13 protein-coding genes are annotated in these 16,980 nt (G+C 40.3%); 4 read left to right on the plus strand and 9 right to left on the minus strand.

Features of this window, described 5'->3' with window-relative positions; genetic code table 11:
• Positions 1-1,150, minus strand: a 1,150-nt coding sequence (locus LQ216_RS08450) for a hypothetical protein (RefSeq protein WP_230128837.1), incomplete at its 3' end; no start/stop codon positions are given.
• Positions 1,147-2,361, minus strand: a complete 1,215-nt coding sequence (locus LQ216_RS08455) for a glycosyltransferase family 4 protein (RefSeq protein ID WP_230128840.1) — start codon at positions 2,359-2,361, stop codon at positions 1,147-1,149. The genes LQ216_RS08455 and LQ216_RS08450, both read right to left, overlap by 4 nt.
• Positions 2,362-2,552: 191 nt before the next feature.
• Between LQ216_RS08455 and LQ216_RS08460 the strand changes: the two genes are divergently transcribed.
• Genes LQ216_RS08460 through LQ216_RS08470 form a run of 3 tightly spaced genes read left to right on the plus strand, consistent with a single transcriptional unit; the run spans position 2,553 to position 5,742 of the window.
• Positions 2,553-3,824, plus strand: coding sequence for a nucleotide sugar dehydrogenase (locus LQ216_RS08460; RefSeq protein WP_230128841.1), 1,272 nt, complete (start codon positions 2,553-2,555; stop codon positions 3,822-3,824).
• Between the two features lie 12 nt (positions 3,825-3,836).
• Positions 3,837-4,817 (plus strand): NAD-dependent epimerase/dehydratase family protein, encoded by a 981-nt coding sequence (locus LQ216_RS08465; protein ID WP_230128843.1) that lies wholly within the window; start codon positions 3,837-3,839, stop codon positions 4,815-4,817.
• A 4-nt stretch (positions 4,818-4,821) separates the two neighbouring features.
• Positions 4,822-5,742, plus strand: coding sequence for an NAD-dependent epimerase/dehydratase family protein (locus LQ216_RS08470; RefSeq protein ID WP_230128844.1), 921 nt, complete (start codon positions 4,822-4,824; stop codon positions 5,740-5,742).
• Positions 5,743-6,694: 952 nt separating this feature from the next.
• Here the strand turns inward: LQ216_RS08470 and LQ216_RS08475 are convergent.
• Positions 6,695-7,582 carry an EamA family transporter gene (locus LQ216_RS08475; protein ID WP_230128846.1) on the minus strand — a complete coding sequence of 296 codons (888 nt, stop codon included), beginning with the start codon at positions 7,580-7,582 and terminating at the stop codon, positions 6,695-6,697.
• 67 nt (positions 7,583-7,649) lie between these two features.
• The gene (locus tag LQ216_RS08480) at positions 7,650-9,170 is read right to left on the minus strand and encodes a carboxypeptidase M32 (protein WP_230128848.1); all 1,521 of its coding nucleotides are present in this window, start codon (positions 9,168-9,170) and stop codon (positions 7,650-7,652) included.
• Between the two features lie 288 nt (positions 9,171-9,458).
• On the opposite strand from LQ216_RS08480, the gene LQ216_RS08485 reads away from it, so the two are divergent.
• A complete protein-coding gene (locus tag LQ216_RS08485; protein ID WP_230128850.1) occupies positions 9,459-10,628 on the plus strand; it encodes a GNAT family N-acetyltransferase in 1,170 nt (389 codons plus the stop codon).
• Positions 10,629-10,911: 283 nt separating this feature from the next.
• On the opposite strand, the gene LQ216_RS08490 is transcribed toward LQ216_RS08485, so the two are convergent.
• From LQ216_RS08490 to LQ216_RS08510, 5 genes are all read right to left on the minus strand, one after another.
• Positions 10,912-11,622: an ABC transporter ATP-binding protein gene (locus tag LQ216_RS08490; RefSeq protein ID WP_230128852.1), complete on the minus strand. Its 711-nt coding sequence runs from the start codon at positions 11,620-11,622 to the stop codon at positions 10,912-10,914.
• Entirely contained in the window at positions 11,622-13,253 is a 1,632-nt protein-coding gene (locus LQ216_RS08495; RefSeq protein WP_230129111.1) for an iron ABC transporter permease, read from the minus strand. Before LQ216_RS08495 ends, LQ216_RS08490 begins: the two co-directional genes overlap by 1 nt.
• 131 nt (positions 13,254-13,384) lie before the next feature.
• A complete protein-coding gene (locus LQ216_RS08500) occupies positions 13,385-14,452 on the minus strand; it encodes a Fe(3+) ABC transporter substrate-binding protein (protein ID WP_230128854.1) in 1,068 nt (355 codons plus the stop codon).
• Between the two features lie 139 nt (positions 14,453-14,591).
• Complete coding sequence (locus LQ216_RS08505; protein ID WP_230128856.1) at positions 14,592-16,511, minus strand: ATP-dependent DNA helicase; 1,920 nt, start codon at positions 16,509-16,511, stop codon at positions 14,592-14,594.
• A gap of 195 nt (positions 16,512-16,706) precedes the next feature.
• Positions 16,707-16,889, minus strand: coding sequence for a hypothetical protein (locus tag LQ216_RS08510; protein ID WP_230128858.1), 183 nt, complete (start codon positions 16,887-16,889; stop codon positions 16,707-16,709).
• Between the last annotated feature and the right edge of the window lie 91 nt (positions 16,890-16,980).

Raw genomic sequence — 16,980 nt, forward strand, 5'->3', positions numbered from 1 at the left:
TTTCCAGCTCTTGAACAGCACTTTGCAGGTTTTGAACTTCTTCTTCTTTCAAGTTTTCACTATTGACATAGTTAGCTTGTAGATTTTCAATTTCTGACTGCAGTCGCTCGTTATCTGCTGTCAGTTCCCCAGCCCTCCTGTTCATTTCTTCGTGTTCGGTAATTAACGACTTATTTTCTCTTTCCAGCTCTTGAACAGCACTTTGCAGGTTTTGAACTTCTTCTTCTTTCAAGTTTTCACTATTGACATAGTTAGCTTGTAGATTTTCAATTTCTGACTGCAGTCGCTCGTTATCTGCTGTCAGTTCACCAGCCCTTCTGTTCATTTCTTCGTGTTCGGTAATTAACGACTTATTTTCTCTTTCCAGCTCTTGAACAGCACTTTGCAGGTTTTGAATTTCTTCTTTTAAGTTTCCACTGTTGATACTATTAACTATTAGGTTCTCATTCTCTGTCTGCAGTTTCTCATTTTCTTTTGTTAGTTCCCCTGCCTTCCTTTTCATTTCTTTGTATTCTGCGTTTATTAAGTTATTTTCACTCTTCAACTTTTGAATAGCACTTTGCAGATTTCGAGTTTTTTCTTTTAAGTTTTCACTTTTAAAATTGTTAGCTTGCAGATTCTCATTTTCTGTCTGTAGTTTCTCTTTTTCTGTTGTCAATATCTTCGAGTTACTTTTCATTTTTTCGTATTCTGCGTGTATCGAGTAATTTTCACTCTTCAGCTTTTTAATAGTACTTTGCAAGACTTGAATCGTTTCTTTCAATGCTTTACTGTTGTTGTTGGCTTTCAGATTCGCGGTCTCTGCCATCAATTTTTGGTTATCTTTTTTCAGAGCCTCGGCCATTCTTTTAAGTTCTTCGTTTTGAGCTTTCAAATTCGCGGTCTTTGCCATTAGTTTCTCATTTTTTGCCGCTATACTTCCGGTTTTTCTTTTCATGTCCTCGTTTTCCGCTCTCGAATTCGTGTTTTTATCCCGAATTAATGGGTTTCCTGAATTGATAACCGCAGCCATGCTCTTCTTTTCTTCTGTTTCGGGTTTCAAAAACTGCTTATTCGTTTTCAGATCCCTAAGTGTTTTAATATTATCGTTTTGATCTGCCCGTAGAATGTCGAATAACCTCATTTTGATATCTTTCCGTTTATCAGTCAATGAACCTTCCTCCCGGCAATGTTTTTATAAACTTCAAATATCCTTTCCATCATGGTGTGCAGCGACCATTGCTCCATGGCAAATTTCTGAGCATTCTCCGCCAATTGATTTCTAAGAACATCATTTGCAAGAAGTTGCTCCAGATTTTTGTAAAGTGGTTTACTTTCGCCAGCAGGTACTATTAAACCTGTCTTGCCGTGCTCAACCATTTCAGGAATTCCACCTGCATCCGAAACAACTACCGGTTTCGCTGCCAGTTGAGCCTCCATAACGGAAAAAGGCTGGTTATCCTGAAGGCTTGGAAGGACGAAAATATCAGCTTGCTTCAGAAGGCTCGGAACATCCTCACGATTCCCCAAAAATATAACTTCTTCATTTAAATTCAACTTCTGTGCCTGCTGTTCCAAAGATCGGCGTAACTCCCCATCGCCAATTATCCAGCAGATCCAATCAGATCTTTCTTGTTTAAGTCGGGCCAGTGCATCTAAAAGATACTGTTGGCCTTTTACTGGAACCAGACGTGCAGGGCAGACAATTACTTTCTTGTCAGTAGGACGATCCAACTTTGGAAATTTTTCCGTTTTCTCAATGAATCCGTCTATATCCATTCCATAAGGAATAACGGATATATGATCTGCTGGGACTTTAAAGTCGTTAACCATCAAATCTTTAAGCCACTGAGTAGGGACAATAGTAATGTTACTAGAGGTCCCTCCATACAACTCCTCAGCTTCGACATATTTCCATTGGAGACTTTCTCTGCTCTTTACCTCTCCTGAAATAATGAATTCCGTTGCCAGACAACCATGGATGGTTGCAATTAATGGAACTTCTTTTGGTTTCACCCGCCACAGTGCCCGGGTGGAAACTATATCATGTGTATGAATCAAATCGTATTTTGTCAAACCAAATACGGATGCTGCTGCTTCGAAACTGTAGCGCTCAATCTCTCTCCATCTAATCCACGGATCCACCTGTGAAATGTTCTCCTTGTAAAATGCGAGAACCTTTTCATAAATCAAATCTTTTACCTTTGGCTTTTCAAGAAACCGCCCATTGTTCGGCATATAATATTTTTGCATATCTGGATGATGCGCCAAAATATCCACCTCATGACCTAAACGTTCCAGTTCCCGCTTCAACCCATATACGTGGGTTGATACTCCTCCCACATGCGGGAGATACCAATAAGTGGCCAACAGAATTTTCATTCACTTCTTCCTCTCCTAATCAAATTTCTGTATATCCTATGTGTTGCGCTGACATTTGGTTGGGGCATTTCACTAGTTTATTAAAAATTAATAGACTATTACCTTTTTTATCAAATAAGGGCTTCTATACGGGTGCATTTAAATGTAGACGACATAGCATGTTTATAGATTTGTACAAGGAGGAAAAGCTATTGAACGAAAATTCTATATTTAAAATTGCAGTTATCGGTCTTGGGTACGTCGGCCTCCCGCTTTCCAATATGTTTGTCCAAAAAGGGCACACCGTATATGGAATCGATGTTGACACCAATAAGATAAACTTGCTTTCAAACAATCAGAGTTACTTATCCGATTTTTCCGATGAAGACATTGAAAAAATGTTTTCACAGAAAAATTTCCATGTAGGGAGTTCATTTCAGGTAATTAATGACGTAGACGTCGTGATCATCTGCGTGCCGACTCCTCTCGATAAGGATACAAAACCCGACTTAAGGTTTATACGATCAGCAATAACGAATTCCCAGCCATTCTTAAAACCAGGTCAGCTGGTCGTCCTCGAGAGTTCCACTTATCCAGGAACCACAGAGGAAGAGATTGTCCCACTCATTCAGTCCAATGGTTTTGAAGTAGGAAATCAGGTTTTCGTTGCCTATTCACCAGAACGGATCAATCCTGGAGATAAAACGATGATAAGCACAATCCCAAAAGTGGTAGGTGGAGTAACGTCAGCTTGTACCAACTTAGCCAAAACTGTCTATGAATCTATCTTTGACACGGTAGTGGTCGTATCTTCCCCAAAAGTTGCCGAACTCACAAAAATTCTGGAGAATTACCAACGTTTCGTTAACATTTCTGTCATGAATCAATTGCTCCTGCTATGTGATGAAATGGACATTAACCTATGGGAAGTCATCGCCGCTGCTAGCACAAAACCATATGGTTTCACCCCTTATTATCCAGGTCCTGGGATTGGTGGACACTGTATTCCGGTAGATCCCCTATACCTCCTATGGAAAGCCGGACAATACAATATAGATCTGGAATTTATCAGTCTCTCCCATAAAATTAACGAACAAATGCCGCAGTTTATCCGCACCAAAGTTGAAAAAACACTGAATAAACCCCTTAAAATGAGCCATATTTTGGCGATAGGCGTGACGTACAAAAAAGACGTCAATGACTTGAGAGAGTCGGTGGCACTTAGAGTAATTGAGCAGTTGAAGAACGCAGGGGCTCATGTTGAATTCCATGACCCTTTTGTAAGTGAAATTAAATCAGGCAATTCCACTATGAAAAGTATCAATCTGTCGAGCAGCGAAATTAAACAAGCTGATTGCACCCTGATACTTACGGATCATAGCTGCCTACCCTATGAATTGATTGCACAGGAATCGTCTTTGGTAATTGATACTCGAAACGCAATGAAAAGCTTACATGGTTATAAAAACATTGTTCTTATATAAGGGGGAACCGATATGAAAATTCTGGTTACTGGCGGTGCTGGTTTTATTGGATCGCATTTAGTGGAACGTCTTTTACAAGAAGGGCATCAGGTGTTGGTTTTGGATGATTTATCTACAGGGAGTAGGGACTTCTCGAACCAAGTAATATCTAATAAAAATTATACGTTTATCCCTGGCTCTGTAAACCACAGAAAATTGGTGGAAGTATCTATGGATGGATGTGACGCAGTATTCCATCTAGCTGCGATGCTAGGAGTTAAAAATACTGTAGAGAATCCTTTAAAAGTAATTGAAGGTAATATAGACGGTACAAGAAACGTACTGGAAGTTGCCTATCAAAAGGGGATTAAAGTGATTTTCACCTCAACGTCCGAAGTTTATGGCAAGAATACAGTGCTGCCTTTCAAAGAGGATGCGGATCGGGTATTAGGTGCAACCTCGACTCACCGTTGGTGTTATGCCACGGCTAAAGCACTTGACGAACACTTGTGTTTTGCCTATAAGGAGAAAGGCTTGCCTGTAACAGTAATAAGATACTTTAATACGTATGGCCCCCGACAGACTTCTTCAGAATATGGCGGTGTAGTTTCACGGTTCATAAAAGCTGCTTTAAACCATCAACCGATTGAGGTGTATGGTACCGGAACACAATCCAGATGCTTTACATTTGTCGGTGACGCGGTATCAGGCACTACAGCAACGTTGTCACAAAAAGCGAATGGCTTCATTTTCAATATTGGGACAGACCGCACAATTACCATACAAGAACTGGCTGAAATGATCCGGCGTCTTGCCGGATCCTCATCAAAAATCATTCGAGTGCCGTATGAGGAGGCTTACGGACCTGGTTATGAAGATATGCAGGCACGTATGCCGGATTTAGAGCGTGCAAAATTCATACTGGGGTATGAACCAAAGACCGGGCTTGAAGATGGGCTTCGAACAACAATTGAGTGGTATCGCCAGAATATAATAGGAAATAATGGGGGCTGATTATATGAAAGCCGTTGTTACAGGAGGTGCGGGATTTATCGGGTCGCACCTGGTCAGGGAATTGATTTCAGAAGGTGTCACTGTGCATATTATTGATAATTTGGCGAGTGGCAAACGGGAACAGATCCATCCCCGGGCGATTTTACACGTTTTAGATGTTCAAAGCAGTGATGTTAGAGATTTGATTGTTAAGGAACAGCCAGATATTGTTTTTCATCTGGCTGCACAAGTGGATGTGTTAAGTTCCATTCATAATCCTGAATATGACGCACAAGTGAATATTTTGGGAACCGTTAATATACTTGAAGCTTGTCGCGAGTCATCTTCCGTAAAAAAAATCATTTATTCTTCTTCTAGTGCCGTTTATGGAGACATTAAAGTGGCTCGTCTTACTGAAAATAATTTAACAGAACCCATTTCCTATTATGGTGTTTCCAAATTCGCTCCTGAGCATTATTTGCGCATTTATCACCAGCTTTATGGACTTTCTTATACGGTATTAAGATATGCAAATGTATACGGTCCTAACCAGACACCTAAGGGCGAAGGTGGAGTTGTAGCTATTTTTTTGGATCGTATAAAAAAAGGACTCCCATTAGTTATACACGGTGATGGAGGGCAAACACGCGATTTTGTTTATGTAAAAGATGTAGTAAGAGCAAATCTCTGTGCGATTCAACAAGGCGATAATGAAGTTATAAATATTGGTACTGCTACACCAACATCAGTGAATCAATTGGCATACACTCTAACTAAACTTCATGGTTCGAAAGTTGTTATAACGCATTCAGACGGAAGGCCGGGCGATATAATGCATAGTTGCCTTGAAAACAACAAAGCAGAACGGCTGCTGCAGTGGACACCTCTTTACAGTATTAATGAAGGATTACAGGAAACTTATGATTTTGTAATGCAGGAACATTAAATGCAGGTTGTTATAAATTAGAAGAAAAAATGAAATGTAGTGGTGGCCTATTTGTTTGGGGAATGGCTGACCTTTTGTTTCCAAATTTTTAAGATGTATTGACTTAAGAAATAACGGACCGGATATTCAATTACTATGTATTATGCCTCTTCAACTTTATGTAGATAATTGATTCGATGACTGATGAAAGCTGTAAGAGGTGGAACCATCTTCATAATCGTGATTGCTTCCTTCTATTAAAGACAATATGGCAAAGATCGACTAGACCACACAAAAAGAATCGTTCCCTCGATCGTTTTGAAGGACGATTCTTTTAATTTTACCGCAAAAAGGGTGTCCTGGGACACCCACTCTTATGTGCAGCTATACGGATGTATGAGATATTCTTACTATAGCTTTTATGATAACGGTAGTTCGTCTGTTTATGATAAGCGAAAACGCTGTGGAATCATGGCGAAAATTAAAGGCTATAACTTATTTTGCACCGGTACCTTCCATATTTAAATAAGCGTTTTATCGTAACCCCGACCTCAGGAATGACTCCGTTTTTAAATATAATTATCTTAAACTCAATCAAACCCTTTGCTCGTAGAGATGAAAGATGAGAGTAATTGAATGATGATGCTTAATATCATAAATGATTATTTAATTAAGCATTTAGAATAAAAAGAACTTTTTTTAAAACTTTGCCTATTTCCCTTTCTCTGGATGGGACTGTACATCGATAATAATTGCTTTGAACTCGTCCTTCCCGCAAACTTCACAAACCTCGGCATCAACATAGATAGTCCGGCAATGAATGCAATATTTTTTTTCCAACAGGTCCACTTTCCTTCTCGATATATTATTTTATTATATTCTTGAAGGCTGGAAATGTTCCTGTTACTTTATAAGTTGTATTAATTAAAACATACCGCAAATTCTGTCAATTACTTAATTTCATACCATTTGTTTAATTATTGGTTTGTAAGCCTTTCCTTGGATTCTTATTATAAAAAATCATGGCCCCTATAATAATGATCGCACCGACAAGCTGTATCGAAGACAGCCTCTCATCATAGAAAAGGAACCCAAGAAACATGGCTGTAACCGGCTCTGCGGTCGCAATCACGGCTGCCTTGCTTCCTTCCATTTTGCCTAATCCCCAGGTATACAGTAAATAAGCAATAACGGTCGAAAAAAGACCTAGCCCTAGAATCAGCAGGATTGTGTTTGGCACCATGATGGTCTCCGTTTTATTCCAAACCCGCGTTATCGGTAATAAGAAAACCGAAGCTGTTATAAATGTATAAGCAGTGATCGTAAAGCTCTCATACTTTCTCAGCGCCAGCTTCCCGAAAATGTTGTATAGCGCGTAACCGATTCCGGCTCCTATCCCGATTATGTAGCCTAAATTCTCCCCGCCCGAAACTTCCAAGCCGCTTTCTCCCGCTATTAACATACTACCTAAAACCGTACAGCCAATCAGGATGATTTTTGTATACGTGATTTTTTCTTTGAAAAAAAAGCTGGAAAATAACATGACAAATATCGGGGACGTATATAGTAAAATAACGGCAGTTGAAATCGAAAGCATATTCATCGCCGTGAAATAGCACCAATTAAAGAAAACAATGCTGACAATCCCAGTGCCGATGAATAAATAGGTGTCCTTTGCCCTTATTTTTAATAGGTTCCTATTTTTAAATGCTCCGATGAGCAATAAAAAGAGACTGGCACAAACAACGCGGATGGTTACGATTTCCATTGGTGAAAACCCTGCCTCGGTTAAGCCTTTTACAAAAAGGCCGATTATTCCCCATAAAAAAGCAGCTGCAACAACTGCAAGTATCGGTACCATATTTATCTCCTTCTGTGATCTTCTTATAAAAACGCAGCAGAGGGATGATTGCTCATCCCCCATCTCCTTAACTTAATTGATAGATCCGCCCGTATTTCTCTTCAAGATAATCAATCAGATACTTTGCGTTTAAGCCTTCGCCTGTTATCGATTCAAGGATTTCCAATGGCTTTTTCGTTTTTCCGAAGCGATGGATTTTTTCATTCAGCCACCCTTTGATTGGTACAATATTTCCTTCTTCAAGAAGCTGATCGAATTCTGGAATATCCTTAAGCATCGTCTGCTTTATTTGTGAAGCATACATATAGCCAAGCGCGTACGACGGGAAGTAACCAAAACTGCCGCCCGACCAGTGTACATCCTGAAGTACTCCGACTGCATTGTTTTCCGGGGTAATTCCCAGGTATTCTTCATATTTCCGATTCCATACTTCCGGCAAGTCCTTGACTTCCAATTTATTATTGAATAACGCCTTCTCAATCTCGTAGCGAATCATAATATGCAGTGAATATGTAAGTTCATCGGATTCTACTCGAATAAGAGAGGGTTTCGATTCATTAATGGCCCGATAAAAATCATCGAGTTCTACATGTTCGAATTGTCCCGGAGCAAATTGCTTCAAGAGCGGATATTGCTTTTTCCAGAAGCTATAATTGCGGCCGATAAAATTTTCGAAGAAAAGCGATTGGGATTCATGGATCCCCATCGATGTGCCATCATCCAAAAGTGTACCTGTCAATTCTTTGGAGATATTTTGTTCATATATGGCGTGGCCGCATTCATGAATCGTTCCGAAGATCGCACCCCTAAAATCATGTTCGTCATAACGGGTGGTGATGCGTACATCGCCAACATTTAATCCGGTGGCGAACGGATGGACCGTCTCATCCAAACGGCCGGCTTCAAAGTCGTAGCCAAGCTGCTTCAGGATTTCAAGGCTGAATTCCTTTTGTTTTTCCTTGGGGAACCTTTTAAACAGAAATGAGGTTTCAGGCTTGTTTTCACTTTCTGAGATCTTCTTGACTAACGGAACGATTCTTTCGCGCAGCTCGCCGAATACTTGATCAAGCACGTCTACGGTAACTCCTGGTTCATACATGTCAAGGAGTGTGTTATATGGATTGCCCTCATAGCCCCAGTAGCCCACGAATTTTCTAGTATAAGCCACAATCTGTTCAAGGTATGGTTGGAACATCGCGAAATCATCAGCCGCCCGCGCATCTTCCCAGACACTTTCCGCTTTCGATTGCAGCACAACAAATTCCTTATATTCCTCAGCAGGAATCTTCTTGTTTCTTTCATACTCTTTTTTGCATTCCTCAACTATTTTAGTCGTGGTATCGGAGAGTGTCTTTCTCGCCTCTGCAGAAGACATGCTGGCAATAAACCCTGCCATTTTTTCGCTTGTAGATAGATTAAATATTTCAGATGAAAGCATGCCGACCACTTCTGAGCGCTGTTCGACCCCTTTTTTGGGAGCGCCTGTCCGCAAGTCCCAATAAATGAGTCCAAGTGCTTCGCCATAGGAAGATATTTTTTTAACATACTCCAAAAACTCTGTTTCATTTTTTTCAATTCCGGCACTCATACCTATCCCTCCTTTTGGATTACGGCTTAATTTTATCATATAATGAATAAGAGATTGCCATTTTTAACTAACTACAAGAAAAGGAAGTGGTTAACATATGGTCGAACTTATTGGATGTTGCAGTGACTGCAATAAAAAGATCTATTGCCGCGATGGCTTTCTGGATGGCGTTACCGATGGAAAAACGCTGTTATGTTTTGATTGCGTGAATAAGAACAAGCCTGTATCAAAAGGATAGGGCTATATGAATCTGAAAGACTAGTATTACTAAACGAAAGGACTGATTGGATGAATGTCATTTCATTACAGAAAAGTCATTACCGGGAGGCCATTGCTTTATCTGAATATGCCTTTCAATATAAAGTGCCTGAAGAAGAGATCGAAAAGCGATTGCGTAATCTTGAAAAACACAAATTATTCGGGGTATTGGAAAATGACAGCGTTGCAGCAAAGCTTCACCTGCTTTCGCTTGAGGTTTTCATGGGCGAGAAAGCCCTGAAAATGGGTGGAATTGCCGGCGTTGCGACTTATCCTGAACACAGGAGAAAAGGACATGTAAACGAACTGCTGTCCCATTCGCTGCAATTTATGAAAGATAACGGCCACAGCATATCGATGCTACATCCTTTTTCTGTGCCATTCTATAGGAAGTACGGGTGGGAGCTTTTTGCAAACAGATTAAAGGTGACGCTCAAAAAAGCTGATCTGGTTATGAAAGAACAGGTCACCGGTATCGTAAATCGTTTCGATGAAGAATCGCATCCTGAAGCAATCGAGCGGGTGTATAACCAATTTGCGAAACCATTTAACGGGATGCTTGCGCGAGACAAGGACTGGTGGACCAACGCCATTTATGGAGGTAGCAAGGGGGCCGTTTACTTCAATAAAGAAAGCAACGCAACCGGCTACATGATCTATGAAATCAAAGACAGAAAAATGACGATTGCTGAATTTGTTGTCGTGGACAATGAAGCGAGAAGCGGTTTATGGAATTTCATCTGCCAGCATGATTCCATGCTGCAGGAGGTAGAGATGACCACTTATGAAAATGACCCGCTGATGTTCAGCTTGAAGGAACCGAGGGTCAAAATGGAAGTTGTTCCTTACTTTATGATCAGAATCGTGGATATTAGCTCGTTTTTCCAGCAATATGATTTTCAATGGGAGAATGTTGAAGATGAAATTGTTTTACATATTACGGATTCCTTTGCGGAATGGAATAATCAGTCTGTTCTGCTTAAGGACGGCAAAATCACCGTATTGAACAATGAGAATAACTCTGATTCTAAACAAAAAGGAATTCATATGGATATCAACGCTTTAGCTGCTGCTATGCTGAGCTATATGCGGCCTATCGCCTTACAAGAAATTGGCAGGGTATCCGGTTCTTCGGAAGAGATTCAAAAATTGGAATCACTGCTTCCAAAACGGCACCCATTCTTCTACGACTTCTTTTAAATTAGAAAAGCGTAAGCGCCCTGCAAGTATGGAACATCGACTAAAAACTGCCACGTTCTGTGGCAAACGTAATTCTGGTATTTGGATAATAAATCTTGAAGTCGGATAATAAAGGCTGAGTTTGGACAATAAATCTTGAGTTCGGATAAAAAATCCCGAGTTTGGATAAATCTCCAGTTTGGATTATAAATCCTGCGTAGTTGGAAATCTTTTTAATTAAAAAAGGTATACTTATCTTCTAAAAAAGTATCTATATACTCTTCCAAAGTATATAGATACTCTATCACCTGAATACAGGACTTTGTTTCATATCTTCGACAAGCAAATCACACGGCTTTCCTTCTTGTGCGACTGTACCTTCTTGCATGATGACAATTCGGTCCGCGAGGGATCTCGCATCCTCCCGGTCATGTGTAACAAAAATGGATGTGATACCTGTTTTTTTGATAATGGTACGCAGCTCATCCCGAATTTTGAGCTGCAGCTCTGCATCGAGATTACTGAAAGGTTCGTCGAACATTAGCAACGATGGATTGGGAGCCAACGCCCGTGCCAAGGCAACCCGCTGCTGCTGACCGCCGCTCAATTCATATGGATAACGTTTACTAAAGTTAGTTAATCCGACTAAATTAAGCACTTCGTCCAACCGCTCTTTTTTTTGCTTTTTGTTGATTCTTTTAAGTCCAAACTTGATATTGTCGGCAACGGTCATATGAGGAAATAGGGCATAATCCTGAAAAACCATACCCACTCCCCGTTTTTCAGGATGTACAAAATGGATACCGTCAGACATGATATGATCGTTTATTATAATGGAGCCGCTTTTTGGAACTTCAAGACCGGCTATTAATCGAAGAATCGTACTCTTTCCGCTCCCGCTATTTCCAAGGATAGAGACAATTTCCCCTTCTTCAATCGCAAGCGAAAAGTCATGAATCGTTTGTTCCGTAGCATTTTTATATTGAAATTGTAAGTTGTTAACATGTACAAACATTAGCTCGGCTCCTTTTCTAAAACCTTATGAAAGAAGTAGATGGACATTCCACTGATTATGATGATCAAAATCGATGCCAGCGCTGCTTCATGGATCATCTCATTCCCGGCATACTGGAATGCCTTAGTGGCAAGGGTATAGAAATTAAATGGCTGTAAAATCAAGGTAAGCGGCAATTCTTTTAAAATATCAATAAAGACGAGAATGAATGCACCGAACACAGCACCTTTGATCATTTTAAGATCGACTTTAAAGAAAGTTTGCGTGACCGTCATTCCAAGCGTCCTGGATGCTTCTGTGAACGTGAGTCCGACTTTCTCAAATCCCGAGTCTATTGAATTATATCCTAAGGCTAAAAAACGGATCACATAAGCGAATATCAGCATGGCAATGCTCGTGCTCAATATTAAGGTCGGCTGGATTCCGATAGCATGATAAAATGCAAAGAGTTGGCGATCAAGGGCGATAAAAAGAGTAAGCACCCCGATTGCGATCACTGCCCCGGGTATGGAATAGCCGAACACAATTATTTTAGAAAATAGATTAGCGATAAGTCCGTGATTTAAACGATTGAAATTAGCGATGATCAAGGCGGTGAATACTATGAAAAAGGCACCCACAAAAGCAACAAAGGTTGAATTCCATATTAAAGTAATGAACTCCTCGCTTATTACTTTTTCATAAGTCATCACCGTCCACTGGATCAATTGCACAAACGGGATTAAAAAGGCTAAAGAAAACACGACAATGAAATAAGAAAACATCAGCCAACCTTTGATCCCGCTTAATTTCATTGCTTGGAGCGGGCGGACCTTCGAAGTCGAATAGCTGAATTGTTTCCGTCCTCTGATCAGCTTTTCTATAAGTAAAATAAAAATTACGATAGACATCAAAATTCCTGATAGCTTGATTGCAGAGCCAACGTCAGCCATGCCGAACCATGTCTGGAAGATCGCTGTACTGAAGGTCTGAATGCCGAAATATTTTACAACACCGTAATCATTCAACACCTCTAGCATCACTAAGCTAACCCCACCTATGATCGATGCCCTAGATATAGGCAACACGATCCGAAAGAAAATAGCAAAGGAATTCCTTCCTAGCAGTCGAGCATTTTCAACGAGTGAGGCCGATTGTTTTTCCAAAAAGCTTTTCGTAATGATATATACATAAGGAAACAAAAACATCGTGAAAATGAAGATGGCTCCCGGCATATTCATGATAGTAAAGTATTTTTGGTTCACTCCAACATCAAAATTGTTTCTCAGAGTGGCCTGGAGAACGCCGGTGTAATTTAAAATCCCATGATAGGTATAAGCCCCGATATAAGGGGGGATCGCCAGCGGTAGAATGATGCCCCATTTAAAAAAGTTCTTAAAAGGAAAATCATAGGCCGAAATAAACCACGCCATACTTACACCGATTATGATCGTAAAAAATCCTGTAATTAATACAAGAATCATTGTGTTAAGAATATAGTCAGTTAATAGAAACTCTTTAATATGCTGCCAGTTTTCACTTGTTTCTGAAAAAAATTGAACCCCGATAAACAGGGTAGGCAACATGATGATGATAATTAATAAAAAACTAGCTAATGCCCATGAGCTTACATGTTTCTTTATTTGCCGAATCAAATTCAATCATTCCCAACCAATTTATAAAAATTCAATCATCTAAAAAATAGAGCCGTATCACAAATATGAGATACGGCTCTATTTTATAAGTATATTGTACCTGTGACAAGGAAAAAAGGAAAGACGAATTATTTCCAGCCAACCTCATTGAATAACTTCACTGCGGCCGCATTGTTTTCCCCAAGCTCAGATAAATTGAGTTCCTGGGCTTTAAAGTCACCCCATGATTTCAGCAATTCAGAAGGTTCGACATTTGGATTTACCGGGTATTCGAAATTCGTCTCGGCAAATTTGCCCTGCGATTTTTCATTTGATAAGAATTCCATAAGTTTAATCGCATTTTCTTTGTTTTTCGCGTGCTTAGTTAACCCAACGCCACTCACATTAATATGTGTCCCATTTGTCTCCTGGTTCGGGAAAAAGACACCGACTTGTTCAGCAACTTTCACTTCTTCCGGATCCTCGGAGTTTGCCATAACGCCGATATAATACGTATTCATGATCGCAACGTCACCCTCACCGGCTACGATTGCTTTTGCCTGGTCGCGGTCATTCCCCTGCGGATCTCTTGCCATATTTCCTACGATTCCCTCTGCCCAATCTTTCGCTTTCTCCTCACCGTTCAAGGAAATAAAAGAAGCTAAAAGAGACTGATTATAAACATTCTCTGAAGGTCGAACCAAAACTTTGTCCTTCCATTTTGCTTCTGTCAAATCTTCATACGTAGACAGCTGAGAAGGTTGAACGCGATCTTTGGAATATACGATAACACGCGCCCGTTTGGTTAGCCCGAACCATTGGTTGTCTTTATCCCTGAGGTTTTCGGGGATATTGTTCGAAAGTGTTTTACTGTCAACGCTTTGCAATAGGTTTTTATCTTTCGCCCAATGCAGCCTTCCCGCGTCAGATGTCATAAACAGATCGCCTTCGGTAGCCGCCCCTTCTCTGGAAAGGCGCTCGATTAATTCATTCTCTTCTCCTTTAACCACATTCACCTTGATGCCGGTTTCCTCGGTAAAAGCAGCGTAAATTTCATCATCTGCTTCATAGTGCCGGCTTGTGTAAAGGTTGACGGCCCCCTTGTCTTCCTTTTTCGAATCATTACCGTTCGGTTGTGATTCGTCATTTCCACCTGAACAGGCGGCTAATAGAGCGAACGAAAGGATAAACAAAAATCCAAACCATATTTTTTTCATATTATTTTCTCCTTTATGTATATTAATAATGACTTTCATTCTCAATTATAATGATAATCATTCTCAAGTCAATAGTATTCAGTAAATATCCTATTAAAAATATGGCTGCCGATTATATCGACAGCCTAACGAGTTACCTTTAAACATTTACAGTTGTAGGCAAGACCGCAACAATCTTGTTCAAAACACTCTCATCGAGGTTTTTTTCAGTGAGAATGTGCACGGTCCCTGAATCTTGCGATGTCCGGATTAAGCGGCCGATTCCCTGACGCAAACGAAGCAGCATGTAAGGCAGGTCCACTTGTTCAAAAGGTTTCTCGCTTGCCCCGCGCTTTGCTTCAAATACAGGATCATGCGGCGGGAAAGGTAACGAGAAAATCACGACATTCTTCAAAGAATCTCCGGGAATATCAAGTCCCTCCCATAAATGATAGGAAAGCAACACGGATTTCTTCTCATCCTGGAATTTTTTCACGAGATCACTGATCTCTGATTCACCTTCATAATAGAATGGCTGATTAGATGGTGGTGCATTATCTTTAAACCATTGCAGTTCTTCTTTCGAACGGAATAAAACCAGTGTTCCCCCTTTTCCTTCCTCCGCGCATTTTAAGGTGTACGCCATTTTTTCGGCAAAATTATTATTATCGAAAACCGGCATGGAAATGCTCATTACTTCATCATAGCCAAACGGAGAATCCACGGAGAAACTGGTATAATTTTTAATGCCAAGGCTATCCGCAATGTAATCAAAGGATTTATCTTCGGAAAGCGTCGCAGATGAAAAGATGTAAGGCATTTTTTTCGAAAAGACCTCTTCGGCCAAAATATCCTTCACCAACCGGGGCATGATCACTAATGTTTTCGATCCTTCATGTTCCTCGAACCAGGTCACAGCCTGCTGTTTCCGTAAAAACAGCGAAAGTGAATAGCCGAGCTGTTCTATATATTCTTCCGTGACCTTCAAATCGTATTCATTAATCGTATACATTTCCGCTTCAAATACAAGGTTTTCTTCCAGCTTTTCAACCAGTTCATGAAGCCTTTGGGCAAGTTCGCCCACTTTGTCGTTGGCAGGGATTTGATATCGGTTGGAACCAAGTACTGGTATGGCGATTTTGCCAAGGAAGTTGAAGAATTCCTCATTCAAGTCAATTAATTCCTCGATGATGTACAGCGTTTCATCCCGGACATCATTGCTAGTTAACGATTGCAGGACCGTAGCCAGCGTCTGCTCGCCAATCTTATAGGTCAATGCTTTTTGTGCGGAAAATTCAAGCAAATGTCCTTCGTCAAAAATAACACAGCTATGCTCAGGAAGCAGCGGTAGCTGTCCTTCACGCTTTCGTTTATCCTTCGTCCATACATGCTCCATAAAAAAGTCATGTGAGCAGATGATCAGATCGGCTGATTTCCGGTAATGGTCTCTTGAAAGCGTTTGGCCACAGCGATGGCGCAAATCACATGTAAAACAGTTTTGGAGCTGATCCCAGCCGACCTTTGACCAGTCTTCATCGTTCAAGTACGGGTATTGCTTGCGGTCACCGTAGGGAGTGTAAGACGACATCGAGCTACCGTCATAAACGAATTTTGGAAGCTCATCAAAAAGCTGGTCAATCCCTTCGGAATCCACAGATTCCACTGCATGTTCAAGCTTCTTCAGACAAACATATTGATCATGGTGTTTGGCAAGACGGACATCTACCGAAATGCCGAGTGCATTTTTGATTTTCTGGATATCGCCCTCTTCTTTAACAAGCTGTTCAATCAATGTTTCGTCGGCACATGAAATAATGGCCGGCCTGTTTGTGTATCGGGCGTAACAAATTGCATAAAGCAGATAAACAAGCGTTTTCCCAGTCCCTACACCTGCTTCGGCAAAAGCAATGTTTTTTTCTTTAAAAGCCTTTTCAAGCTGAAACGCCATAAAAATCTGCTCATCGCGTTCTTCAAATCCTTTTTCAGGCAGAATATCGTAAAATACATCCCCAATCCACTCGGAAAGCTTATCATAAAAAGAATCGTCCTTCGTGATTGGAAAAGGCAGCGTCTGCAGCATTGTGGTTCTCCCCTTTTTTATCTATCATACCAGCTAATTTGAAAAAAGTTAGCTGCTCAAATTATGTTGAATAGCAACATTTAATTATCACCTATTATAAGGGAGACGTCAAGACAAAAGCCATCCTAGTTCCCAGATGGCTAATGGCATTTACACTTATCTCCTTTAGGAACTGCATGATTCAAAAGATATAGGTTAACTATTTTTACCATTTTCTTTCTGGAGATAGAATGATAGTGCTTGGTAAAGATTTTTTTCTGCATCTTTTAATTGAATCAAACTACTACTGTTTTCTCCATCTCGTTTTATCGTTTCAAAAGAAGTATGTAAAGCTTTTGTGATTAATTCAAAATCCACTAGTTTTTCATTCACAGTCATTAACCCCTCTTCCTCAAAAAAAGATACATTCATTTTATGCTGAAGATGAGGAGGTTATTCTTTACCGTCTTTTTATAATTATGACCAGGCT

The organism is Bacillus sp. CECT 9360, assembly GCF_918741275.1.
Lineage (GTDB): Bacteria > Bacillota > Bacilli > Bacillales > DSM-1321 > Peribacillus.